The 24,421-nt window shown below is 67.8% G+C and carries 21 protein-coding genes; 9 read left to right on the forward strand and 12 right to left on the reverse strand.

Annotated features, from left to right (window positions below; all coding sequences use genetic code 11):
• The first annotated feature begins 152 nt into the window (after nt 1-152).
• Together BMX29_RS19320 and BMX29_RS15695 are read left to right on the forward strand one after the other, a co-directional pair.
• On the forward strand, nt 153-3,449 hold the full coding sequence (locus tag BMX29_RS19320; protein ID WP_092814641.1) for a choice-of-anchor L domain-containing protein: 3,297 nt from the start codon (nt 153-155) through the stop codon (nt 3,447-3,449).
• A 298-nt stretch (nt 3,450-3,747) separates the two neighbouring features.
• Nucleotides 3,748-6,012: a VWD domain-containing protein gene (locus BMX29_RS15695; RefSeq protein WP_092814644.1), complete on the forward strand. Its 2,265-nt coding sequence runs from the start codon at nt 3,748-3,750 to the stop codon at nt 6,010-6,012.
• A gap of 88 nt (nt 6,013-6,100) precedes the next feature.
• Here the strand turns inward: BMX29_RS15695 and BMX29_RS15700 are convergent, their stop codons facing one another.
• Together BMX29_RS15700 and BMX29_RS15705 are read right to left on the reverse strand one after the other, a co-directional pair.
• Nucleotides 6,101-6,925, reverse strand: a complete 825-nt coding sequence (locus BMX29_RS15700) for a sulfotransferase family 2 domain-containing protein (protein WP_092814646.1) — start codon at nt 6,923-6,925, stop codon at nt 6,101-6,103.
• Nucleotides 6,926-6,940: 15 nt separating this feature from the next.
• Nucleotides 6,941-7,759 carry an ABC transporter permease gene (locus BMX29_RS15705; RefSeq protein ID WP_092814648.1) on the reverse strand — a complete coding sequence of 273 codons (819 nt, stop codon included), beginning with the start codon at nt 7,757-7,759 and terminating at the stop codon, nt 6,941-6,943.
• 176 nt (nt 7,760-7,935) lie between these two features.
• On the opposite strand from BMX29_RS15705, the gene BMX29_RS15710 reads away from it, so the two are divergent.
• Both BMX29_RS15710 and BMX29_RS15715 read left to right on the forward strand, forming a co-directional pair.
• Nucleotides 7,936-9,186 carry a KpsE/RkpR family capsule polysaccharide export protein gene (locus BMX29_RS15710; protein WP_240092839.1) on the forward strand — a complete coding sequence of 417 codons (1,251 nt, stop codon included), beginning with the start codon at nt 7,936-7,938 and terminating at the stop codon, nt 9,184-9,186.
• Between the two features lie 28 nt (nt 9,187-9,214).
• On the forward strand, nt 9,215-9,877 hold the full coding sequence (locus tag BMX29_RS15715; protein WP_043844057.1) for an ABC transporter ATP-binding protein: 663 nt from the start codon (nt 9,215-9,217) through the stop codon (nt 9,875-9,877).
• Between the two features lie 18 nt (nt 9,878-9,895).
• Here the strand turns inward: BMX29_RS15715 and BMX29_RS15720 are convergent, their stop codons facing one another.
• The 4 genes from BMX29_RS15720 to BMX29_RS15735 form a co-directional block, all read right to left on the reverse strand.
• Nucleotides 9,896-10,726, reverse strand: coding sequence for a hypothetical protein (locus BMX29_RS15720; protein ID WP_092814651.1), 831 nt, complete (start codon nt 10,724-10,726; stop codon nt 9,896-9,898).
• Nucleotides 10,723-13,044 (reverse strand): rhamnosyltransferase WsaF family glycosyltransferase, encoded by a 2,322-nt coding sequence (locus BMX29_RS15725; protein ID WP_244889262.1) that lies wholly within the window; start codon nt 13,042-13,044, stop codon nt 10,723-10,725. The genes BMX29_RS15720 and BMX29_RS15725 overlap by 4 nt, the downstream gene beginning before the upstream one ends.
• Before the next feature lie 85 nt (nt 13,045-13,129).
• Entirely contained in the window at nt 13,130-14,449 is a 1,320-nt protein-coding gene (locus tag BMX29_RS15730) for a UDP-glucose dehydrogenase family protein (protein ID WP_092814653.1), read from the reverse strand.
• A 210-nt stretch (nt 14,450-14,659) separates the two neighbouring features.
• The gene (locus BMX29_RS15735) at nt 14,660-15,637 is read right to left on the reverse strand and encodes a glycosyltransferase (protein ID WP_092814656.1); all 978 of its coding nucleotides are present in this window, start codon (nt 15,635-15,637) and stop codon (nt 14,660-14,662) included.
• Nucleotides 15,638-15,798: 161 nt separating this feature from the next.
• Here BMX29_RS15735 and BMX29_RS15740 point away from each other — a divergent pair, with 161 nt between their 5' ends.
• Complete coding sequence (locus BMX29_RS15740; protein WP_092814659.1) at nt 15,799-16,638, forward strand: hypothetical protein; 840 nt, start codon at nt 15,799-15,801, stop codon at nt 16,636-16,638.
• Between the two features lie 42 nt (nt 16,639-16,680).
• Here the strand turns inward: BMX29_RS15740 and rfbA are convergent, their stop codons facing one another.
• The 4 genes from rfbA to rfbC all read right to left on the reverse strand — a co-directional run bounded on the left by rfbA (nt 16,681) and on the right by rfbC (nt 20,166).
• Complete coding sequence (gene rfbA, locus BMX29_RS15745; protein ID WP_092814662.1) at nt 16,681-17,556, reverse strand: glucose-1-phosphate thymidylyltransferase RfbA; 876 nt, start codon at nt 17,554-17,556, stop codon at nt 16,681-16,683.
• Nucleotides 17,553-18,410 (reverse strand): dTDP-4-dehydrorhamnose reductase, encoded by an 858-nt coding sequence (gene rfbD / locus BMX29_RS15750; protein ID WP_092814665.1) that lies wholly within the window; start codon nt 18,408-18,410, stop codon nt 17,553-17,555. The genes rfbA and rfbD overlap by 4 nt, the downstream gene beginning before the upstream one ends.
• 40 nt (nt 18,411-18,450) lie before the next feature.
• On the reverse strand, nt 18,451-19,503 hold the full coding sequence (gene rfbB, locus BMX29_RS15755; protein WP_092814668.1) for a dTDP-glucose 4,6-dehydratase: 1,053 nt from the start codon (nt 19,501-19,503) through the stop codon (nt 18,451-18,453).
• A gap of 90 nt (nt 19,504-19,593) precedes the next feature.
• A complete protein-coding gene (rfbC, locus tag BMX29_RS15760; RefSeq protein WP_092814671.1) occupies nt 19,594-20,166 on the reverse strand; it encodes a dTDP-4-dehydrorhamnose 3,5-epimerase in 573 nt (190 codons plus the stop codon).
• 191 nt (nt 20,167-20,357) lie between these two features.
• Between rfbC and BMX29_RS15765 the strand changes: the two genes are divergently transcribed.
• Both BMX29_RS15765 and BMX29_RS15770 read left to right on the forward strand, forming a co-directional pair.
• Entirely contained in the window at nt 20,358-21,182 is an 825-nt protein-coding gene (locus tag BMX29_RS15765; protein ID WP_175471212.1) for a DUF2793 domain-containing protein, read from the forward strand.
• On the forward strand, nt 21,179-21,406 hold the full coding sequence (locus BMX29_RS15770; protein ID WP_092814677.1) for a hypothetical protein: 228 nt from the start codon (nt 21,179-21,181) through the stop codon (nt 21,404-21,406). The genes BMX29_RS15765 and BMX29_RS15770 overlap by 4 nt, the downstream gene beginning before the upstream one ends.
• 20 nt (nt 21,407-21,426) lie before the next feature.
• On the opposite strand, the gene BMX29_RS15775 is transcribed toward BMX29_RS15770, so the two are convergent.
• Nucleotides 21,427-22,242 (reverse strand): quinoprotein dehydrogenase-associated SoxYZ-like carrier, encoded by an 816-nt coding sequence (locus BMX29_RS15775; RefSeq protein ID WP_092814679.1) that lies wholly within the window; start codon nt 22,240-22,242, stop codon nt 21,427-21,429.
• 125 nt (nt 22,243-22,367) lie between these two features.
• Between BMX29_RS15775 and BMX29_RS15780 the strand changes: the two genes are divergently transcribed.
• Nucleotides 22,368-23,411 carry a quinoprotein relay system zinc metallohydrolase 2 gene (locus tag BMX29_RS15780; protein ID WP_092814682.1) on the forward strand — a complete coding sequence of 348 codons (1,044 nt, stop codon included), beginning with the start codon at nt 22,368-22,370 and terminating at the stop codon, nt 23,409-23,411.
• 10 nt (nt 23,412-23,421) lie between these two features.
• Here the strand turns inward: BMX29_RS15780 and BMX29_RS15785 are convergent, their stop codons facing one another.
• Entirely contained in the window at nt 23,422-24,036 is a 615-nt protein-coding gene (locus BMX29_RS15785) for a hypothetical protein (RefSeq protein ID WP_092814685.1), read from the reverse strand.
• A gap of 158 nt (nt 24,037-24,194) precedes the next feature.
• Between BMX29_RS15785 and BMX29_RS15790 the strand changes: the two genes are divergently transcribed.
• Nucleotides 24,195-24,421, forward strand: a 227-nt coding sequence (locus BMX29_RS15790; RefSeq protein ID WP_175471091.1) for an alcohol dehydrogenase catalytic domain-containing protein, incomplete at its 3' end; no start/stop codon positions are given.

The following is a 24,421-nucleotide window of genomic DNA, read 5'->3' on the forward strand; positions in this document are numbered from 1 at the left end:
TGGCCCGGGCGCGGCGGTCGGGCCCGAATATGGCACCGGGCGGCGATGGCGTTTGACTTGCGCGTCCGCCGCTTCCTAGCCTTTCGGCAAAAGAGGGGCGCCACCGGCTGACGTTGGGACAGGACGGGCGCGAGGCAGAGCAGAGACCGACCATGACCGAGCAGACCGGCGCCCTCGTGCGCAACGCCACCATCGACGGCAATTCCGGGGCGGACACGATCGACGGGCCCGATCTGTCGGGCAACGTGCTCTCGGGGTTCGCGGGCGACGACCTTCTGCGCGGCAAAACCGGCGCGGACTTCCTGTTCGGCGGTCTTGGCGACGACACCCTGATCGGCAACGTGAACGAGCCCGACACCTTCGGCGACGACGGTGACTTCCTCCAGGGCGGAGCCGGCAGCGACTACTTCCCGCTGGGATCGGGCGACGACGTTATCCACGGCTTCGCGCCGGCCGGTTCGGGCGCGCAGGGCACGGACGCCGGCGCGACCGACACCATCGACGCCTCCGGCCTGCTCACTGTCGCGGCGGGGTCGGGCGGCATAACGGCGACCTTCACCGGCAGCGGCGCGGGCACGATTTCGTATGGCGGGTCCGGCACGCTTCCGGGCTTCGTCACCAGTTTCACCGGGATCGAAGAGATCATCGGCACCCTGCTCGACGACGTGCTGACCGGCTCGGGCGGGGACGAGACGCTGTCGGGCGGCGCGGGCAACGACCGCATCACGGCGGGCGACGGCGCGGGGCTTTTCGACGGCGGATCGGGCGACGACACGCTGTCCATCGGCGCGGGTGAGGCCGATGTGTTCGGCGGCACGGGCGACGATCTCCTGACCGGCGAGGCGCTGTCCGCAGGCGCGCGCTTCACCTTGTCGGCGTTCGGTCGCGGCACCTACGAGGTGTCGGGCCTCACCGGCAATTTCTCTGGCATCGAAATCGTCGCCGGATCGGACTTCGACGACACGGTGATCGGCAGCGCGTCCGACGACACGGTCGAGGGCGCGGGTGGCGACGACAGCCTCGTCGGCGGCGCGGGAACCGACACCGCTCTCTTCGAGGGGCGCGCGGTCGAGGCGCAGTTCTTCCTGTCCGAGGACGGGGACGTGCGCGTGGTCAGTTCCACCACCGGCGAGGACACCCTGAGCGGCTTCGAGCGCTACGTCTTCGCGGACACGACGCTGACCCCGGAAGACATCGCGCTGATCGCCGAGCCCGAGGTCGACGAGGACGATCCCGATGCCGGCACCGGCGGCGACGACGGCACCGAGCGTCCCGACACCGAGGATCCCGACGATGTCGGGAACTCGATCAACGGTCAGGCGCCGGTTGGCGACAACATCGACTCCACCGGCGATCCCAGCATTGCCAACGTGTTCTTTGGCAACACGCTCGATCCGCAGAGCATTTTCTTCACGGGTTCGGGCAACGCCATCGGCCTGCTGCCCACGGGATACCAGATCAGCGACGGCGAGACCGCGGTCTTCATCGAGAGCGGTCTCTTCCTGTCCACCGGCGGTGGACCGGGTACCGAGAACACCGAGAGCTCGTTCACCGTGACTCTCGGCGTGCCGGGCGACCAGCGCTTGACCGACGCCGCGCAGCTTGCCTTCCCGGACGCCGGCAACACCAACGACGCCTCGATCGTGACCTTTACCTTCGACAGCTCGCAGGTCGATGGCGACACGATCGAGATCGACCTGTTCTTCGGCTCGGACGAGTATCCCGAGTTTGCCGACAGCTCCTTCGTGGACATCGCCGCGGTGTTCATGAACGGCGTGAACTACGCGCTGTTCGACAATGACCCGCTGCAGCCTCTCAGCATCGTCGGCGACAGCATCAACACGCCCGGCAACTTCTACGACAACACCGACAACACGTTCGATACGGAGTACGACGGTTTCTCGGCGCTGCTGACGGTCCTGGTGCCCGTGCAGGAGGGTCTGAACGAACTGGTCATCGGCATCGCCGACACCGGCGACGCGGCCTACGATTCCGGCCTGTTCGTGGGCGACGCGGAGGTCTCGTCGCTACCCGGCACCGGCGCCTTCGCCAATGTCGCGGGGACCGGCCTCGATGACCTTCTCGAGCTGAACACCTCGCCGCAGATCGTCACGCTGAACGGCGGGGCCGATACCGTCTCCGGCACCGCCGCCGAGTTCGAGGACGACATCATCCGGGGATGGAGCGACAACGACCTGATCATCTTCGACGAGGAGCTGTCCGCCGAAACCTTCATCCTGACGCCCTTCGACGGCGGCGCCACCATCGGTATCGACGCCAACCTCAACGGCCTGCCCGAGCGCGTCTTCACGGTGTCGGGTGGCTTCGAGAATGCGTCGCTGGTGATTGCCGAAGGCGACGGACAGACCCTGGTTCGCACGGTCGGCGTGGCCATCGACCCGCCGGTGGTTCTGGTCGGCGAGAACCGCGGAGAGCGGCTCTTCGGCGGTACCGGGGCGGACCTGATCGACGGCGCGGGTGGCGCTGACACCATCGCCGGGGACGAGGGCAACGACACCATCCTCGGCGGCGACGGCAACGACAGCGTGATCGGCAGTTCGGGCGGCGATCGGCTCGAGGGCGGCGCGGGTGACGACTCGTTGCGCGGCAACGACGACGGCGACATCGTGCTGGGTGGCGACGGATCGGACGAGATCGACGGCGACGACGGCGAGGACAGCCTGTTCGGTGGCGCGGGCGAGGACCTGATCGATGGCGGCGCCGGTTCCGACACCATCGGCGGCGGCGCCGGCTCCGACACCATCTTCGGACGCCACGGCGACGATTTCATTGGCGGCGGCACGGGCGGCGACCGCGTCTTCGGCGGTATCGGGGCCGACACGATCGGTGCGGGCGACGGCAACGACTTCGTGGTCGGCGGCGCCGGGCGCGACGTGATTGCCGGCGGCGCCGGGAACGACGAGCTCGACGGCGAATTCGGCGACGACGTCGTCGCGGGCAGCTACGGCGACGACAAGGTCTGGGGCGGCCGAGGGCAGGACATGCTGGGCGGCGGCACCGGGCAGGACACCATCCTCGGCGGTCTGGGCGACGACACCATCGGCGCGGGCGAGGGCGACGACAGCGTTTCAGGCGGCGAGGGCAACGACTTCGTCGCCGGTGGCGGCCGGAACGACACCGTGTCCGGCGGCAATGGCGACGATACCCTGAACGGCGGCGCCGGATCGGACGTGCTGATTGGTGGCGAGGGCCGGGACCTGTTCATATGGAACGGCACCGAGGCCGGTGCCCGCGACATCATCCGGGACTTCGATGCGGCCGAGGACGAGCTGATTTTCGTCGGCGCTGGCACCGCCGCCGATGTCGTTCTGACCGACGTGCTGCTGCGCGGCCAGTCCTTCGCGGTGATGGAGATCGGTGGGCAGGAGATCCTCTTCGAAGGCTATTCCAGCGACGCGATCACGCCGGGCGACTTCCTCTTCCTCTGACGCGACACGTCGCGGGTTTCCCCAACGTAATAATGACGTTGACGCAATCGTGAGCCGGGCGATAGCGTCGGGATGCGCCGGCGCGGCGGGGCCCGACGCATTCGGTCCGCGCGACGACGGCGAGTCCTCCGCCCGGTTCAAGGGAGGAGCGGGCGGGCGATCGCAGAGGACACTGCGCTCAGGACACATGACCAAGCGGCTCGGCTTCGCGGGCCGCGACTGACGCGATGCGGCCGTCGAGGAGGGGAATTTCCGGACGTCCGCAGCATTTGAACGACGTAATTTTGAAAGGCACGACATGCTGTTCGACCTCGAAAACCTCGAGTCCGTGGACGACTTTCTGGCCTGGGCCAGCCTTGCCGGTATTGCCGCCGGCCTGACCGGCGACCCGGATGTGATCGCCCCGTTCCAGACCGACGTCACCTCGATCACCGTGGGTGAGTACCTCGCGCTTCTCGACACAGCCGAGGCGTCGATCGAGGCGACCGACTTCAGCTACCTCAATCAGGTCATCCCGCAGGTGGAGTCCACGCTGCGCGCCCAGCTGACCGACGACACACTGCCAGACGGCACCGACGTTGACACGGTGATCGACCTCGCGCTGCAATTCCTCAACGAGCTGGCGGCGAACGATACGTCGACGCTGACCGAGGCGTTCGACGCGATCCGCGCCGAGCTGTCCGGGCTCGATCCCGACACGCTCCTGTTCGAGGGCTTCGCAGCAGGTGGCGGCGGCGGGGGCACGGTCGATCCGGGAGATCCGACGCTGCCCGACGACCCGTTCGGCATCCTTGACCTGATATTGCCGCGCCTGCCCGACAGCGTGCTCGTGGCCTGGGCCTCCGGCGATCCGCACCTGCAGACGCTCGACGGGTTCGGCTACGACTTCCAGGCGGTGGGTGAATACGTCCTCTTGCGCGGCACCGACAACGACTTCGAGTTGCAGGCCAGGCTGGAGCAGGCTGGCGCCAACGCCTCGCTGATTTCGGCGGTGGCCACGCAGGTCGGCGACAGCTCGGTGCAGGTCGACGGCACCGACAGCTCGCCCCTGTCCGTGGACGGCGAAGTCGTCGCGCTGGCCGACGGGGAGGGCGTCGCGGTCGACGGCGGCGCGATCTACCGGCAGGGCGACGCGTACCGCATCGTCTATCCCGGCGCGAACGGCGTAGCCGACGACGGCGACAGCCAGGTCATCGTGCGGGTCTCCGACGGCCGGGTCGATGTCGACGTCCGGCTGAACGAAAGCCTGCTTGGCGATCTGGAGGGTCTGTTGGGCGACGGTGACGGCAATGCCGCGAACGACGTGGCGCTGGCGGATGGATCCGTTCTGGCCCGCCCGCTCGCTTTCGATGATGTCTATGGCGCCTATCGCGACGCGTGGCGGATCGACTCGACGGAGTCGCTGTTCACCTACGATGCGGGTGAAAGCAGCGTCGGTTTTTACGATCCCGACTTCCCCGCCGAGGCGGTGTCGCTCGAGTCGCTCGATCCGGCCGTCCGGGATGCCGCCGAGACCGCCGCAACCGATGCCGGTCTCGTCCCGGGGACCGAGGCGTTCGAGAACGCGGTCCTCGACTTCGCCCTGACCGGGGACGCTGGCTTCATCGAGTCCGCGACCGAGGTTCCGGTCATCCAGACCGGGACCGCTGCCGATGACGTCCTGACCGGTGGCGCGGGCAATGACGTCCTGGGCGGAGCCGGCGGAAACGATCGCCTCGACGGCGGCGCGGGCGACGACCAGCTCGACGGCGGTGACGGCGACGATGGCCTGATCGGCGGCCTTGGAGGAGATGTTCTGATCGGCGGCGCCGGCGACGACAACCTCGCTGCGGGAAGTGGCAACGATGTCGTCGAGGGCGGGGACGGCAACGACTTCATGGGCGGCGGCGAAGGCTCCGACGTGATGATCGGCGGTCTCGGAAACGACACGCTCGGCGGCGGCTTCGGCGACGACCGGATCTCTGGCGGCGTAGGTGACGACGTTGCTGCCGGCGGGGCCGGAGCGGACACGGTCGGCGGCGGTGCCGGGAATGACGTCATGGGCGCGTCCTTCGGTGACGACTCGGTCGACGGCGGTGACGGCAACGACGACCTCGGCGGCGGCACCGGGCGGGACACCATCGTGGCGGGTCTTGGCAACGACTCGGTCGGTGGCGGCGAAGGCGACGACAACGTCAGCGGCAATGGCGGTGCCGACTTCCTCGCCGGTGGTGGGCGCAACGACACGGTCTTTGGCGGCAACGGAAACGACACGATCAATGGCGGTGACGGCAGCGACGTTCTGAACGGCGGGGCCGGCGCGGACGTGTTCGTCTGGCTGGCTGGCGAAGCCGGGGCGGTGGACACGATCCTCGACTTCGAGGACGGCGTCGACGTTCTGCGCCTGTCCGGCGTCGAAGGCGCTGCGGGCGCGGGCCTGCAAGGCCGCGTTGACGCGCTGTCGATCACCGATATCACGCTGAACGGGGCGGCCGCGGCGGAGCTGAGCTACCAGGGTCAGACGATCCGCGTGGCCGGCGTCGAAGCCGCCGACCTCGGGGTGGACGACTTTCTCTTCATCTGAGGATCGACCTACCGCGGCAAGATTGGCGGGGCCTCTTGGGGCCCCGTCTTCTTGCGGATGCTCGAGCAGCGGGCGCTCGCTTGCGGGCTTATCTGCCGAGCAGGGCCTTCAGCCGGTCGCCCAATCCGGCCGGTTTCGGCGCCAGCGGTCCGCCGGGCCTGCGCGGGTCGGGATCGTAGCCGAACGCCTCGAAGTCGATGGCGTAGATCCGGGCGATCTGCTCGAGGTTCCGCGCGGACAGGAAATCCGCGTAGCCGAACGGGTATTCCGCCACCTCGCGGGCCGGCACCGCCCCGAGATAGCTGCCATGGCCGGACACCTCTGTGGGATTCTCGCGCTTCGGCTTCACCTTGAGACCAAGCGCGCGGCCCACCCCGCGCATGTCGCGGGCGAAGTGCTCGACCCGAACGATGTGGTCGTAGCCGAAGTCCGGATCCCGGATCAGCGCCTCGGGTGCCTGCGTGTCCCAGTGGCCGTTCACCGGATGACCGGGACGCGGCCGGTTGGCCATGAGCGCTTCGACCGTGTCGAGATAATCCTCGAACGTCATCGTGTTGGCCTGAGGGTCCGCGCCGGTCCGAGTGACATAGCGGTCGTGCAAATCCTGCGAGAAACTCTCGAGGTCGGCGCGGCGCTTCAGGGGCTTGCCGCGATAGATGACGAACTTGTTGAAGTAGGCACTGATCGCGCGCAGCGTCGGGTGCCGGACGAGGATCACCGCGCGGTAGCCTTCGTCGTCGATCTTCGGCCGGCAGCGCCAGTAAGGCACGCTCTCGGTGTGGAAGTGCTTCTTCTTCTCGGGCGGTTCGGCCATGTTGTCCGCCAGCACCCGGAACAGCGTGGTGCAGGCGGCCTTCTGCGACCAGAAGAACACCGCCTTGCGGTCGTCGTCGATATAGCCGCGCCAGCCCATGCGTTCGTCCGTCGATCAGATGTTCGTCATCTCGCGGTGATACCGGCGCAGGAGGATCAGTCCCACGGCAGTCGACACCAGCGCAACTGTCAGTACGTAAAGGTCCGATACGTAGGAGGCGTCATACGTCGAGAAGACCCCGTCGCGGGAACGCCCAACGACATGAACAATCGGGTTCCACCAAAGCCAGTCACGGTAGGGCATGGGTACGGCGTCATAGATAAAGATGACGCAAGAGATCAGCATGAGTGGCCGCGTCAGGATCGCCCAGATCCGTTCCCACACGGGATAGAGCGTGACGAAATAAGAGTTGAGAGTGCCGATCCCGATAGCCAAGAAGATCGCGAGCACGAAAGCCGTCGCGATCTTCGGTACGTCCAAAATCATGTCGAGATCATACAGTTGAATGATTCCGGTCAGAACCACGAACAGGATCAGGGCTTGTGTGAGTGTATTTAGTAAAACCCGCGCAATGATCGTGTCGAGGAACGTCACCCCTGGGTATTCGAGCAATTGCCTTGAAAAGCGCTGTGACTGGGTAACTTTGGCGTCGATATCTTTGAACGCCATGAAGGGAAGGATGCCCGAAGCGAAAAAGATCGCGAAGTTCGTACCAATCGGCGGACTTCTGAACCCCAGCGAGAAGATCGCGGTAAGCAGGAGAATGCCCGCGACCGGCTCGAGGATCGCCCAGATGTATCCCATGGCCGAGCGCCCGTAGGTCGTCGACATCTCGCGCAGCATCAGGGCCGCTACGACGCGTGCCGTGGCGAAGCGGCGGCGCGGCGGTCGCGCGGGGGTCTGCGGCAGGGGGGGAAGCGATGCGTCCGTCATGGCTGGTCTCTGGCATAGCTCGCCGGGCGGTGCTAGGGAAGAGACCAATCCGCGACCGGGGCTCCGGTCGCATCCCATACGGTATGGTGGGGGCACCCTTGGAACAGCCCAAACAGGCGCGCCGCGACTCGGAGCGCGAAGACCTGCCCACGTTTCTCAAGGCCAGGAGATCGCAGATGAACCGCGCTGCCGGGGCAACTTCGGCCGACGGTACGCCGACGGCGAATACCGGGCCGGCGGCCCAGCCCGACCAGACGGCACCCGGTGGCGGCGCCCAGGCTGCGGCAGTCCAGGCGCCGCGCCCGTCGGCGGCGCGCGCCAAGCCGCGTCACTACCTTCTTCTTCTGTCTTTCGTGCTGTGGGTCATCGTGCCTGCGGCGCTGGCGGGGGGCTACCTCTACACCATCGCCAAGGACCAGTATGCCAGCCGCGTGGGCTTTTCCGTCCGGACCGAGGAAATCGGCTCGGCGGTGGAGCTTCTCGGCGGGATCACCGAGCTTTCGGGCTCGTCCTCGTCGGACACCGACATTCTTTTCGAATACATCCAGAGCCAGCAGATGGTCCGGGCGATCAACGAGGAGATTCCGCTGCGCGACGTCTACGCGCGCCCCGGCGATCCCATCTTCACCCTGGGTGAGGACGCGCGGATCGAGGCGCTGTGGAACTACTGGCAGAACATGGTCAGCGTCTTCTACGACCGAGGCAGCGGCCTGATCGAGGTTCGTGTCCTCGCCTTCGAAGCCGAGGATGCGCAGCGCATCGCGAGCGAGATCTTCGACCAGTCCAGCCAGATGATCAACCAGCTCTCGACCATCGCGCGGGCCGACGCCATGCGCTATGCCGAGGAAGAGCTGACGAGATCGGAGGACCGCCTGCGCGAGGCCCGGCAGCAGACCACGGCCTTCCGCAACCGGACCGGCATCATCGACCCGCAGGCCGATATCCAGAACCAGATGGGTGTGGTCAACGCGCTGCAACAGCGTCTTGCAGAGGCGCTGGTCGAACGGCGCCAGATCCTCGACAGCAATTCCTCGGACCCGCGTCTCGCGGATATCGACCGCCGGGTCGAGGCGATCCGCAGCCAGATCAGTTCGGAGAAGTCTCAGCTGGCGCAATCGGACAGCGAAGCAGCGACCGCCGAGGGCGGGGAGCAATCGTATTCGCGTCTTCTCGAGGAGTTCGAGGCGCTGGCCGCCGACCAGGAATTCGCCGAGCGCGCCTATCTCTCGGCGCGGGCGGCCCGCGACGCGGCTCTGGCAGAGGCGCAGCGGCAGTCCCGTTACCTCGCGAGCTACGTGGACCCGACGCTGGCCGAGACCGCGGAATTCCCGCGCCGCGGGGTCCTCCTCGGAATGATCTTCGCGTTCCTTCTGGTGACATGGACCATCGGCACGATGATCTTCTACTCGCTGCGCGACCGGCGCTGATCCCGGCGCCGGGCGAGAGGAGGCCGCGATGATCGAGCTGCGCAACGTCTCGAAGACTTATGTCCTGAACGGCCGCCGCAAGACCGTGGCCGACAACATCTCGGCGGTGTTCCCCTCCGGGCGCACCGTTGCCATCCTGGGGCGCAACGGGGCCGGCAAGTCCACCCTCCTGCGAATGATATCGGGCGCGATGGAGCCCGACGAGGGCCAGATCAACGCGACCGGCACGATCTCGTGGCCGGTGGGGTTCGCGGGCAGCTTCCACCCGGAGCTGACCGCGCTGCAGAACATCCGGTTCATCGCGCGGGTCTACGGCGTCGATACCGACGAGCTGACGGAGTTCGTCAAGGAATTCGCCGAGCTCGGTCAGCACTTCTACCTGCCGATCCGCACCTACTCGTCGGGGATGCGGTCGCGTCTCGCCTTCGGGGTATCGATGGGCATCCATTTCGACACCTACCTCGTGGACGAGGTGACAGCGGTGGGCGACGCCGCCTTCGTTGCCAAGTCGGACGCTTTGTTCTCCGAGCGCATGAAGACCTCGGGCGCGATCATGGTCACGCACGCCATGGGCAAGGTGAAGCAGATGGCCGACATGGCCTGCATTCTGGATGGCGGAAAACTGACGCTCTACGACGACGTCGACCACGCGATCAAGCTGCACCAGCGGATGATGCGCGGCGCAGTCTGAACGCCCTTTGCGCCGCGCTCAGAGCTTTTCGGGCGGGAGCCGGTTGTCGTAGCCGAAGCGTGCCTCGATGGCCGCGTTCTGATCCTCGAACAGGCCTTCGATCACCCTGCGCCGCGCGGCGTTGCGCCCGGAATCGGGGCGGCCCGTGCGGTGGAACGCCGCTATAAACATCTGCTTGATGGTCTCATCCGAAACGTCGGGGCGGCGCATGGCCTCGGCGATGCGGTCGCAATCCTCCATCCGCAGGGACGGGTTGGTCGTATGCCGCTCGACCGTCCAGTCGAGGTCCATGTCCGCGCCGAGCAGGCCCTCCATCACCGGGCGGATGTCGCGATGCCCCGCGACGTGCACCGGCGGGGCCTTTACACGCGCCTGCCAGTTGCTGAGGAACCGGGCCGGGTCGAGCTTGTCCACGCGACGGTCGATCAGATCGCGGAAGGTCATCCCGTCATAGGGCCGGCGCGCCTGCAGGTAGCGGTCGAAGTTCTGCTTCATCAGTTGCGAGTAGTCGCCGAACAGGAAGTCCGAGAACGGCCGCAGGAACGCCACCACCTGGATCTCGGTCCCCTCGGGCTGCGCCAGTCCGACCAGCGCGTCGGCGGTGCGCGCCTTGGAATAAAGGTCTTCATGGCTCAGCACCACGGTGTGCACGTCGTCAGCGAACATCGCCTCGTAGCGGTCGCGGTCGATAGTCTTGAGGTCGCCGGCATTGCCGGGATGCGCCTCGGGCGGTGCGGGATACCGGATGCCGTGGGCCAACAGCGTATCGGCGTTCTTGTGCATGACGCGCTGCAGGAAGGTGGAGCCGCACTTGGGCGACCCCACGTGAAGGATGATGCGGCGGTTCATGCGGCGTCGCGTCTCAGCAGCGGGGCGATGTTCACGGCGAGCCGGTCGATGGTCTCGTCCATCGAGGCACCGAGCGAGGCGAGGTCGATCCGCCGCTCGTCATCCGTGACCGGCGGCATGTCCCATGCCCGCGACAGCGCGTCGGCGATCGCCCGCGCCTCGGGCTCGGCGGAGAGGATCGCCTTGCTGAGGCGGCTCAGGTCCTTGGGACCGAAGCCATTCGTGACCACGCGCATCCCCGACGCGGCCATCTCGATCGGCGGGTGCGACGGGTGCGGCGAGTACATCAGCGACAATCCGAGATCACTGCCCGCGAGATAGCCGGGGTAATCCTCCCACGGCAGCTTGCCGAGGCTCTCGAGCGTCAGGCCGTTCGGCAGGCTGAGCGGCGGATGGGGCAGGCCGATGGACACGATTTTCACGTCTGCGGGGCCAAGATTGCGCTCGGTCACGAAGCGGGCAAGCGCCTCGACCGCCGTGCCGTACATGTTGCGCGCCACTTCGGGCCGGCCGTAGAGCGCCAGCCGCCGGGGTCCCTCTCCGCCAGCGGTGCGCGGCGCCTCGGCATAGCGCGTCACGTCGATGGACGGGCGGAAGGCGAGGCTGTCGGGTGTCGCGAAGTCGAAGCCCTGGTCGGCGAAGAAGTCCCGCAGGAGCGCGGTGTTGAAGATCGGCTCGAAGTCGAACGTGTAGCTGGCACAGGCGTCCGCGAACTCGGGTCCCCACGGGTAGAAGTTCGGCTCGAAGTCCTGGATCAGGTAGTAGAAGCGCGGCTGCGTCATGCCGTGGCGTCGGATCAGCTTCTCGGCGCCGTGGGCCGTCCACCACGCGGTGGCGAGGTAGAGGTCGTCGGCATGGGCCGGGATCGTTTCTTGCGTCTGCCCGCAATGCACCGAGATGTGCGCGCCGGCGGAGCTGCCCGCGCCCGTCTTCATCCGCCGCAGCAGGAACCCGCGCGAAGCGGCTGCCGACGACACCGGAAGGTCGGTGGCGACGAAGCGTACGGGGATGCCGCGCTGTGCGAGACCGAGGCCGATATCGACGGCGGTGGCGATACCCGCGAAGATCTCGGACGGGTTTAGCGTCGGCACCAGCACGGTCAGCGACGGGCCGTCCGCGGTGAATTCGGGCGTCCACTTCGGTTCCTTGCGCGCGTCGACCTGCCCCTCGTAATTGTGCGCGGTCAGCTTCTTGGGCTCGGCGCTTTTCGCGGGCTCGGGACTGACTCCGGGCGACATCGAGTAAAGCCGGCGGTCGAAATCGTCGATGGCGCGGTCGCGCGCAGGGCCAAGCGCCTGCTGCAGGGTCCAGCCCACGCGCCCGGCGCTGACCACGGCAAAGCCCGCGGCGATCCGGGCCAGCGCGAGATGCCCGCGCAGCGCCAGCGTCAGCGCGTCCCAGACATGCGTCTCCGATCCGAGCGTGCCGCGCAGGTAGGGCTTCAGCCCACGCGTTTTCGCGGTGCCGGACGGCAGGCGCCCGTCGAACTCGGCATCCTGCAGGCGATTGCGAACGGACTGCGCGAGGAAACGGGCCAGCGCATAGGACGCGGCTTCGCGCCGAAGCCATGCCACGTCGGGAAGCTTGCGCCCGCCGCGGGACTTGAGCCAGCCGGATTGCCGGTCGATCGCGCCCATGACGTTGCCGCCGTGCTGGCGGTAATCGACCAGTGGCCGGTCGACATATCGCACCCCGCCGGTCGCTTCGGCGATCAGGCCGAGCCAGAGGTCGTGATAGTAGTGAACTCCGGCCTGACGCGGGAACGGCAGGGCCACGCGGGCGACCCGGGGCCGCATGAGCAGCGTCATCCCGGTGATGTTGTTGCGGTAGAGAAGACCGCGCAGGCGCGGCTGCTTGATGCGCCGCTCGAAGCGGAACATCGACTGGTGCAGGACCGTGCTGCCGTCGCCGTCCACCAGCCGGGCATCGCCGTGGGCCATCTGCGCCGTGCCGTCCGACAGGGCCTCTATCCCGCGCAGCAGGCGGTCGTCGTGCCAGATATCGTCCTGGTCCGAGAGCGCGATCAGGGGCTCCGGCTCGCCCGCCGCGACGGCGGCGTCGGCACGGTCCACCGCCTCGATCAGCCCTGCCTCGAAAGCGCGGACGGAATCGAGTTCGGTATCGCAGTGCACGAGCGTCACGGGCAGGCCGGTGGCCTCGGCCGCGCGCTCGACCTCGGGGGCCGAGCGGGTATCCGCGATCACGGCGATCAGGTGCGGCGACGCGCCGGTCTGCCGGGCGATCGAGGCCATCTGCTGTTCGAGGTGATCTTCGGACGGCCGGAAGACGGCCATCACGACGAGAATTGGCTGTGTCATAGACGCCCGGTGCCGCCTGTCGCTGATGAACTGTCCCTAAAGCGCGCCGCCACGGGACACAAGCGAGCGGCGCGTTGCGGTCGGGTCAGCCGCCGGTTCCGACCCGTCCGATGCTGTCGTATTCCGTGAACCCGGCCGCCTTGGCATCCTCGAGGGTGTAGACGTTGCGCAAATCGGCCATCCGCTTTCCTCGCATGCTCCCGGCGATCCGCGACAGGTCGAGCGCGCGGAACTCGTTCCACTCGGTCAGCAGGACCAGCAGGTCGGCCTCGGACGTGGCGGCGTAGGGGTCGTCGTGCCACTCGACGCCCGGCAGCAGGGCCTCGCCCTCGCGCTTGCCCTGCGGGTCCGTGACGCGGACCTTCGCGCCGCCGCCGACGAGGGCCGGCACGATGGTCAGCGACGGGGCGTCGCGCATGTCGTCGGTGTTGGGCTTGAAGGTCACGCCCAGCACGGCGACGGTCTTGCCGTTGAAGCTACCGCCGCAGAGGTCGAGCAGCTTGTCCACCATGCGGCGCTTGACCTCTTCGTTCACCTTGATGACCGACTCCACGATCTGCATCGGGCTGGCGTGATCCTGGCCGATCCGGGCCAGCGCCTTGGTGTCCTTGGGGAAGCACGATCCGCCGTAGCCCGGCCCCGCGTGCAGGAACGTCTTTCCGATCCGGCCGTCGAGGCCCATGCCCTTGGACACTTCCTTGACGTCGGCGCCGACCTTTTCGCACAGCGACGCGATCTCGTTGATGAAGGTGATCTTCGTCGCGAGGAAGGCGTTGGCCGCGTACTTGATCATCTCGGCCGACTCGAGGTCGGTGGTCACGATCGGGAAGTCGCGCAGGTAGAGCGGGCGGTAGATCTCTTCCATCACCTTGGCGGCGCGGTCGGTCTCGACGCCGACGACAACGCGGTCCGGCTTCATGAAGTCGTCGATCGCCGCGCCCTCGCGCAGGAACTCGGGGTTCGAGGCGACGTCGAAATCCAGGTCCGGGTTCGCCGCCGACACGGTCTCGCGCACCTGCCGGTTGGTGCCCACGGGAACGGTCGATTTCGTGACGATGACGACGTGATGCTTGGCGGCCTTGGCGATCTGCTCGGCCGCGGCCATGACGTAGGTCAGGTCCGCGTGGCCGTCGCCGCGGCGTGTCGGTGTGCCGACCGCGATGAAGACCGCGTCCGCGCCGTCGATGGCCGCCGCGAGGTCTCCGGTGAAGGTCAGGCGACCGGCCTCGACGTTCTTGGCCATGAGCGTGTCGAGCCCCGGCTCGTAGATCGGCAGCTCGCCGCGCTCGAGCATCTCGACCTTGGCCGGGTTGTTGTCCACGCAGACAACCTCGTGGCCGAAGTCCGAGAAACATACGCCAGACACGAGGCCGACATAGCCGGTACCGATCATCGCGATCTTCATGGGGGGCTCTCCGTCATCGCAAGTTGCGCTGGGGTGTGGCCGACGCTGCGCGGAAGGTCAATCCGCGTGGCGTCGAACGTGCCGGGTTGTGCCGATCGGGCTCACTGCGCCGCACGCGACACCGTGTAGAGCGCGCCGGCCTGGAGAGGCCCCGCGACGACCGTCTCCTCGCCGGTGGCCCACCGCACCCGCAGCTCGGTCGCGGCGCGCTCAGAGCCTGTGGAGCAGCGCCGCCACCCACAAAGCGACGGTCGACATGGTGCTCTGGCGGTAAAGGTGCAGCCGCCCCAGCTTCCACAGCCGCAGGGGCAGGGGTGCCCGACGCATCTCGGCGAACCGCTCCAACCGCTCGCGATTTTCGGGGAGGAGGCGTGCCGAAGACCGTCGGAGTGCGGAGATGTTGGTCTCGTTCCACGTGCGGTAGCGGCCGTTCAGGATCATCCCGATCCGCCGCGCCCGCTCGCGCGCACTGTCGTTGGCACCGATCTCGTTCGCGCCGTGCTGCCGGTAGTGCAGGGTCGGCGTGTCGTCATGGATCAGGACGGCCCCGGCGCCCGACATCACCTGGTAGACCCACCAGTCGTGGATCACCACCGGCCCGGCCTCTGCCGCGGCGGCGCAGAGCATCCGCGCGGCCGCCGGCGTGACCACGATGGTATTGCCCGCGACCACGTTCTGCACCAGCGCGTTGCGGAACCCCAGCGGCCGGGGCCGCGTCGGAGAGGGTCGCAGGGGCTTGGCGTCGGCATCGGCGATCCAGCTCCGGCTGCAGAAAAGAGCCGGCGTATCCGGATCGATCCCGGCCAGCGCCGCGACGCTCCGGGCAAGCTTGTCCTCAAGCCAGATGTCGTCCTGGTCGGCAAAGGCGAGCCATCCCGGGTCCCCGTCCGACGCGGCGCCCACCCGGCGTAGAAGGCTCATGAAGTTCTCGGACGCGCCGGCACGCGGGCCGTCGACGGTCTCGACGTCGTGGTCCGCGGCGAAGGCATCGAGCACCGACCGGCTGTTGTCGGCCGAGCCGTCGTCGCTCGCCACCAGCCGCCAGTTGCCATGGGTTTGCGCGGCGAGGCTGTCGAGTTGCTCGGCCAGGTGCGCGCCGCCATTGTAGACCGCCATGAGTATGGTAATTCGATGGCATCCCTCTGGGTCGCGATCCTCGGGATGTGGTTGGAGTGTCTGCTCGACCATCTCGCCGTCTCTGCCTTCAGCTGAGGGGAGAATATTCTGACTAAGCGGGATTGCCACCCTGGACAAGTCGGCGCGGCTGGCAGGTCTCGACTGCGGCGTGACAAGCTTCTCGAAGTCATTTGCGTTCATCAAGAGGTACGCGGACCCATACGGAGCACCACATGACGGCGCACGGCCCTGTCTTCGAGCGCGTGGGAGACCATCCTCCCCTTTTCTTTCTTCACATTCCCAAGACTTCTGGTTCGGCGCAAAATGCGGTGATTCAATCGATTTGGGGGGAGGCTGCGTTGGTGCATGCCGAAAGTTGGTTCAACGAAATACGGTTCGGTCGGCGGGCACTCATACATGCGGACGCCGTATCGGGGCACATCGCGTTCAGCGACTGGCTCGCATCGGGGCTAAACAAAACCTATCCTGCGGCTACTGTTTTGCGCGATCCTTGGGAAAGGCTTGTGTCGCATTTGAACTGGATGGATCGCTTCAACCACGGCATCGACCCGGGCACGCGCGATCGCCTACCTGCTCGCCATATCCGGGTCGTGGATGCGCTGGCGGAGGTTGAGATCGACGATGCCAAAAGCGTGGCGCGAATGCGCGACCGGTTGACCGAAGCCGGGGACATCCAGCTGTTCGACAATCTGCAGGTCAGGATGACCGTGCCGGTGCGGCTGGAGCGCCGGCACGCCGTGTCGGAGGCTCACGTGTCCGAGGCGTTGGAGTCCCTGCGCGGCTTCGCGTTCGTCGCAAGCGCGCGCGAGCAGGCCGCGGTCGCAGCGTGGCTGGCGAATCATGCGGGGGCAAATCAGGTGCCGGTTCCACGCGATACACCGGTCAATCCTGCCCGAAGCAGCAGAGTGCGCGTTGGTAATGCGCAGGCACGTGAGGCGCTGAGGACGTGGTGGATGCACGACCACGACCTAGTGCAAGCTGCATTGCCGCGCCGCGCCGGCGTGGTCGCTTTGTTTTCCAAAATTGTGGGTCGCCCAGCCAGACATGGCTGATCTGTCGTAGCTCGGTCCGGAAGCCGAGCTCTGCACGCGGCTTTACGAGGCTGCCAGACGCCGCAGGTAACGACCGTAATCGTTCTTCTTGAACTTGTCCGCCTGGTCGAGCAGCGCCGCGCGGTCGATCCAGCCCTGGTGGTAGGCGATTTCCTCGAGGCTGCCGGTCTGCTGGCCCTGCCGCTTTTCCAGCGTGCGGACGAAGTTGCCCGCGTCCAGAAGGCTCTCGTGCGTGCCGGTGTCGAGCCATGCGAAGCCACGACCCATCCGCTGCACGTCGAGCGCGCCTTCGTGGAGATACATCTCGAGCAGGGTGGTGATCTCCAGCTCGCCGCGCGCCGAGGGGGTCACCTTCTTGGCGCGTTCGGGCGCGGTGCCGTCGAGGAAGTAGAGGCCGGTGACCGCGAAGTTCGACTGCGGCACCTCGGGCTTCTCGACGATCGAGGTCGCCCGGCCTGCCTCGTCGAATGTGACCACGCCATAGCGTTCGGGGTCTGCCACGTGGTAGCCGAAAACGGTGCCGCCGGTCTCGCGCGTGTTTGCGGCGGACAGAAGCTCGGGCAACGAGTGGCCGTAGAAGATGTTGTCGCCGAGAACGAGCGCGGACGGCGCGCCGGCGAGGAAGCTTTCGGCCAGAAGATAGGCCTGCGCCAGACCGTCGGGCGAAGGCTGGACCACATATTCTAGCGAGACGCCCCACTGGCTGCCGTCCCCGAGGACACGGCGGAACTGTTCCTGGTCCTCGGGGGTGGTGATGAGGCAGATCTCGCGGATCCCGGCCAGCATCAGCACCGACAGCGGATAGTAGATCATCGGTTTGTCGTAGATCGGCAGCAGCTGCTTCGACACGCCCATGGTGATGGGATAGAGCCGCGTGCCGGAACCGCCCGCGAGAATGATGCCTTTGCGTTGGGTCATGCCTTGGCTCCGAGTTCGGTGAGGATGTCCGACAGGCCGGTGCGCCAGTCGGGCCGCGCGATGCCGAAGGCGGCCTCGGTCGCGGAATTGTCCATGCGCGAATTCGCCGGCCGCGCGGCGGGGGTCGGGAAGTCCGAGCTGGGGATGTCCACGACTTCGGGCGAGAGTCCCGCCTGGGCAAAGATCTCGCGGGCGAAGTCGGCCCAGCTGACGTCCGGCCCGGCCGAGAAATGGTAGGTGCCGGAGGTGTCCGGGTTCGACGCCAGCGCGTCGGCGATGGTCAGGCAGGCCCGCGCGATGTCGGCGGCGGGCGTGGGCCCGCCCACCTGATCCGACACGATGGTCAGCCGGTCGCGTTCGGCGCCGAGACGCAGCATCGTCTTCACGAAGTTCTTGCCGTGGGCCGAGACCACCCAGGAGGTGCGCAGGATCGCGTGGGGTCCGTCCGCCGCGCGCACGCCTTCTTCGCCGGCAAGCTTGGAGCGGCCGTAGGCGCCCAGCGGTGCCACCGGCGCGTCGACCGGGAAGGGGTCGCTGCCGCTGCCGTCAAAGACGTAGTCCGTCGAGATGTGCACGAAGGGCACGCCCTGCTGCGCGCAGGCATGGGCCATCGCGGCAGGCGCGTCGGCGTTGACCACGCGGGCCTCGTCCTCGTGCTCTTCGGCGGCGTCCACGGCCGTCCACGCGGCGGCGTTGATGACCGCCTCCCAGTCGCACGACGCGATCAGCGCGGCGCAGGCGGCGGGGTCGGTCAGGTCGGCGCGGTCGCGGCCCGCACAGTCCACGCGGTCGCCGCCGTGGCGCGCAAGCTCGGTGGCCACCTGTCCGCTTTGTCCGAAGACCAGAATGGTCATGTCACCCTCCGAATGGTGCCTGTTGCGGGACGACCGGGCTTCAGCCCGCCTTGCCGAGACGCTGGCCCACGCCCTCGCGATCCTGAAGCGCGCGCCACCAGTCCTCGTTGTCGAGATACCATTGCACGGTCTTCTCCAGCCCCTGCTCGAGCGTCACGGACGGGCGCCATCCCAGCTCTTCGCTGATACGGGTCGGGTCGATGGCGTAGCGCAGGTCGTGGCCGGGGCGGTCGTCGACAAAGGTGATCTGTTCGGCATAGGCGGCGTTGCCGGGCCGCTTCTCGTCGAGGATGGCGCAGATGGTGCGCACCAGCTCGATGTTCTGGGCTTCGTTCTCACCGCCGATGTTGTAGCTGCGGCCGATCTCGCCCTTCTGCACCACGGTCAGCAGCGCGTCGGCGTGATCCTCCACATAGAGCCAGTCGCGGACGTTCTCGCCCTTGCCGTAGACCGGGATCGGCGCGCCGGCGAGGGCGCGCAGGATCACCACCGGCACCAGCTTCTCGGGGAAGTGGAACGGGCCGTAATTGTTCGAGCAGTTGGTCAGCACCACCGGCAGGCCGTAGGTCTCGTGCCACGCGCGGACGAGGTGATCGGACGACGCCTTGGACGCCGAGTAGGGCGAGCGCGGATCGTAGGGCGTGTCCTCTGTGAATTGGCCGTCGGTCTCGGGATTCGGGCCGAGCGAGCCGTAGACCTCGTCGGTCGAGATGTGATGAAAGCGGAAGCTTTCGGGGCGGCCCTTGTCCTGCCAGTAGGCGCGGGCGGCCTCGAGCAGGTGGAAGGTGCCCATGACGTTGGTCTCGATGAAGGTGCCCGGCCCGTCGATGGAGCGGTCCACGTGGCTTTCGGCGGCAAGGTGCATCACCGCGTCGGGCGCGTGCGCGGCGAAGATGCGGTCGAGCGCGGCACGGTCGCGGATGTCGGCCTGCTCGAAGGCGTAGCCGGGCGCCTCGGCGACCTCGGCCACGTTGTCGAGGCAGGCGGCATAGGTCAGAGCGTCGACGTTGACGACCTCGTGGCCGTCGCGAATGGCCTGGCGCACGACCGCCGAGCCGATGAATCCGGCGCCGCCGGTCACGAGCAGTTTCATGGAAACCTCCTGGCAGGCCGCGCGGCGCTCAGGCCCGGCGCGGCGGCAAGATCGGGAAAGGTAAGGGTCGCGTCGCGCATGGCCGGCCCGTCACTGCGCCCCGTCGTAGACGAAGGGGCTGTCGAAGTCGGCGAGGGACTGCGCGACCGCGTCCTTGTCGGACAGGATCGCGTCGCTTTCGGAAATGCCCCAGTCGATGCCGATATTGGCATCGTTCCAGCGCACGGCGCCATCGCATTCAGGGCTGTAGTAGTCCGAACACTTGTAGACGATCTCGGTGTCGGGCTCGCGGGTGACGAAGCCATGCAGGAAGCCCTTGGGCACCAGCAGCTGACGGCCGTTCTCGAAGCTCAGCTCCACCCCGACCCACCGGCCGTAGGTGGGCGAGCCGCGCCGGACGTCCACCGCCACGTCGTAGAGCCGTCCGCGTCCGCAGCGCACCAGCTTGTCCTGCGCCATCGGCGGCGCCTGGAAGTGCAGGCCGCGGACCGTGCCGACCTTGGCCGAGAGCGAGTGGTTGTCCTGCACGAAGTCGATATCGATCCCGGCCTCTGCCATGCGCTTGCGGTTCCAGCTTTCGCTGAAGAAGCCGCGGTCGTCGCCAAAGCGGCGCGGCGTCAGGATCAGAACGTCGGGCAGGGCGGTCTTTTCGATCTCGAGCATTGCGTCTCGCGGTTTGGCACGGGTTCCGAGCGGGTCGGCCTCCCCTTACACGCCTTGCCGTGCGACGGAAAGCCCAAGCGCCGAGGTGTCCGGGGCCGCGGCGCGGGACCGCGCAACGCGCGCCCGGTTCGGCATCCCTTCATGCCGTGGGGGTCAGCCTCGGCGCGACGTCAGCCAGAGGGATGAGCCCCATGTCCGATACCTCCCCGATCCTCGATCTGCCCTATCTCGCGCCCGCGCAGGCGCAGAAGCATGTGACCGTCAACGAGGCGCTCACCCGGCTCGACATCCTCGCGCGGCTGAGCGTGCGCGGCTTCGCGGCAACGACGCCGCCCGAGACGCCGCAGGAGGGAGAGACCCACGCGCTGGGAGCGGGCCCGACCGGCGACTGGGCGGGGCAGGACGACCGCATCGCCTGCTTCACCGATGGCGCGTGGCTGTTCATCGCCCCCCGCGACGGCTGGCTCGCCGTGACCGAGGGCGGGGAGGCGCGGGTCTGGACAGAGGGCGCGTGGCGCGGGATCGGCCTCGGGGCCGCGACCGCAGGCCGGCTCGGCGTGAACGCGAGCGCCGATGCGGACAACCCGCTGGCGGTGGGGGGCGAGGCGACGCTTCTGACCCATGACGGCGGCGACCATAGGCTCAAGATCAACAAGGCCGGGGGCGCGTCCACGGCGTCGGTGTTGTTCCAGACCGACTGGACCGGACGCGCCGAGATGGGTCTGGCGGGCAGCAATCACTGGTCGATCAAGGTCTCGGCGGGTGGCAGCGCGTGGACCACCGCGCTTCTTATCGACGCGGGCACGGGCCGGGCCAGCGGCGCCGCGGTGCAGGCCGCGCCCGACGATGCCACCCGGGCAAGCTCATGCGAGCGGACTACGGCTACGGCCCCGCAACGCTCGTCGGCGCGGTGTCGGAAGACGGCGGCACCCCCACCGGCGCCGCGATCGAGAGCGGCGAGACCGGCTCGGGCACCTACACCCGCTTCGCGGATGGCACGCAGATCTGTCACGTGACAGGGTTCGCGACCGTCGGCGGCGCCGGAGCCGCTTGGACTTTCCCTAAGGCCTTCGCCGCGACGCCCTCGGTCACGGCGACGCCGATATCGGGCAGCGCGCCGAGGGTCCTGACCGTCGCCGCGCGCAGCACGTCGGGCGTGGAGGTTCATTCCCACGATCTTACCGGATCGGACGCGGTGACGCCGTCCTGCGACCTGATCGCGGTCGGGCGCTGGTTCTGAGCCGCGCCCGGCCGGTCAGCTCAGCTCTCGGCGCTCTTTGACAGCTCCTGCTCGTAGACGTTGCCCTCGGTGTCGTGGGCGCGCACGCGCAGGGTTTCCGATCCGTTGTCGGCGTAGCTGAAGCGGAACACCGGGTTCTCGCTGATCGAGATGCCCCCGGTCATCGAGAACAGAAGATCGTCGCCCTGCATCACCTCGAGCTCGTCGATGAAGTGCGCCGGGATGAACAGCTGGGTGATCTGGTCGCGCTGAAGCCCCGAGTAGTTCGGATGGCGGATCATGATCTGCGCCTCGCGGCGGGGCGTCGACATGGCAGCGCCGCCGGTCTCGCCGAACTGGCGCAGCTTCATCTGGCCGGCAGAGGCGAGCGCAAGCTCCGGATCGCGCGATGCGGGCGCCGAACAGCCGCCCGAAGCCTTCACGAACCGGCCCGCCATGCGCAGGCCATCCGGCGTCTCGGCCAGCACCCGCACGTTGGAATACTGGTTCACCCGCACGCGCATCTCGAAGTCGAGCGGCGCCATCGCAGTTGAAAACTCGAACTCGGCCGCCACCGGGGCGGGGTTCTCGTCGATGACCACGGTGGCGCCGGTGATCGGCGTGTCGGGGTTCGTCTGGGTGATGGTCACCGGGACGGTGGCGGCGTCGTGGGCGCGGTAGGGCGCGTCGACCGTGAACAGGTCGCCCGCCTCCCCGATCTCGGCGTCACCGACCACGTCGTATTGCAGTTCGCTCCAGGTCTCGCTTGGCTCGAGGGGGTTCTCGGGCTCCTCGGCCCAGAGCGGAGATGCGCCGAGCGCCAGAAGCGCCGCGGCGGTCAGAAGATATCGGGCCATGCTTCTCCTCCTCGCATGGAATGCCCCGCTATCATGCCAGACGAGGCGCGAATCCCCTAGGCCGCTTATGGTCGGTGTGGATCACGACCCCGCGCGCGGATGAACTGACCCCGGGAGGATCCGCCATGTTCGAAGCCGTATTGACCCTGTGCCTGACGCTCGACGCCGGAACCTGCCGCGACACCCTTCTGCCGGGTTACGAGGCCGAGAGCCGGGCCTCCTGCGCCGAGGCTCTGGCCGCCGCGCCCCCCGATCCGGCCCGGTTCGCGCCGCTGGCCGCACCGGGCGAGGCGACGTGCCGCGAGGCGGCCGCGGCGCTGGAGGTCGAGGAAATCGCCCCGGGCGTGTTCGTCCACTCGGGCGCGATAGAGGAGCCCGCTCCGGGCAATCTCGGCGACGTGTCGAACATGGGCTTCGTGATCGGCGGAGCCTCGGTGGCGGTGATCGACGCGGGCGGCTCCCGCGCGGTGGGCGAAGGACTATGGCGCGCGATCCGGGCGCGCACCGATCTGCCTGTGTCGCACCTCGTCCTGACCCACATGCACCCCGATCACGTGCTGGGGGCCGGTCCTTTCGTGTTCGCGGGCGCCGAGGTAGTAGGTCATGCGGGCCTCGGTCGCGCCATGTCGGAGCGGCGGGAGAGCTACCTCGACAGTTTCGCGCGGTTGATCGGGCCTGCCGCGTTCCTCGGGTCGGACGTGCCGGCTGTGGACGACGAGGTGGAAGACAGCACCCGGATCGACCTTGGGGGCCGTGTACTCACGGTGACCGCGTGGCCGGCGGCGCATACCGGAACCGACGTGACTGTGCGTGACGAGGAGACCGGCATCCTTTTCGCGGGCGATCTGGTGTTCGACCGGCACACGCCCGCCCTCGATGGCTCTCTCCGGGGCTGGCAATCGGTTCTGGAGGACCTGCAGGCCACCGAAGCGGCGGGCGTCGTGCCCGGCCACGGCGCGGCGCGCCTGCCGTGGCCCGAAGGTGCGGAGCCGCTGGTGCGCTATCTGGACACGCTGGCGGCCGACACCCGAGCGGCGCTGGATGCCGGGATGCGCCTTGGTGACGCGGTGGAGGTCATCGCCGAGGACGAGCGCGAGGCGTGGGCGCTGTTCGATGCCTACAACGCCCGCAACGCCACCGTCGCCTTCACCGAGCTGGAGTGGGAGTGACGCGCGCGCTTCAGCCGCCGGCCGCGCCTTGCAGCATCTGCGCCAGCGCGAACAGCCGCTTCTCGATCAGAACGGGCGTCTCGCAGACGTATTGCAGCGTCCGCTGGCGGTCGGTGTAGATGCGTTCATCCCAGGCGATCTGCTCTTCCAGCTCGTCAACCCGGTCGAAGTCCGGGTCCTCGGCCTCCATCGCCGTGTCCATCTCGGAGCGCGCGCCGTCGATGCGTTCGGACAGCTCGATCTGGCCCAGCGAGTAATCCTCGATCCCGCCCATGACCGCCTGCCTCCGGGTGCTGAGCGTATCGAACACGTCGAGGAACACCGAGGCCAGCACCATGCTGTCGGTGCCGTGCGCCTGCGTGAACTCGGCCACGCGTGCCTCGGCGGTTTCAAGATCAACGCGGCGCAGGGCCAGCGTCGCCGCCAGCTCGCGCGCGGCGCGCGCGGTATCCTCGGACATTTCGGGGTCAACGGTCGCCGGGTCGATCGGCCACATCAGGCCGGGCGAGAGCTGCTTCACCTTGCGCTGGATGCATGGCCAGGTGGGGTCGGTGTAATCGTTCGCCAGCGCCGGAGACGCCGCGACTGCCGCCAGCAGGGCGGCGCGAATGAACGTGCCGGTCATGGGGTCCTCCCTCTCCTGCGCGACTATGTGACAGGCGAAAACACGAGTCCATTCCGGGCGATACCCACCAAGGTCGGCGTTGTTCGGAGCGCGGAGCGCCGCCCATAGTCGACACCGAAGGCACCGCCAGACGTGCGTCGACGATTGGGAGGACATCCATGAAAACCCGTGCAGCGGTCGCGATGGAGGCGGGCAAGCCGCTCGAGATCATGGAAGTGAACCTCGAGGGCCCGAAGGCGGGCGAGGTTTTGGTGGAGATCAAGGCCACCGGCATCTGCCACACCGACGAATTCACCCGCTCGGGCGCGGACCCCGAGGGCCTGTTCCCGTCGATCCTGGGCCACGAGGGCGCGGGCGTCGTGGTGGAATGCGGCGAGGGCGTCAC

It is taken from the genome of Roseivivax marinus, from assembly GCF_900109705.1.
GTDB lineage: Bacteria > Pseudomonadota > Alphaproteobacteria > Rhodobacterales > Rhodobacteraceae > Roseivivax > Roseivivax marinus.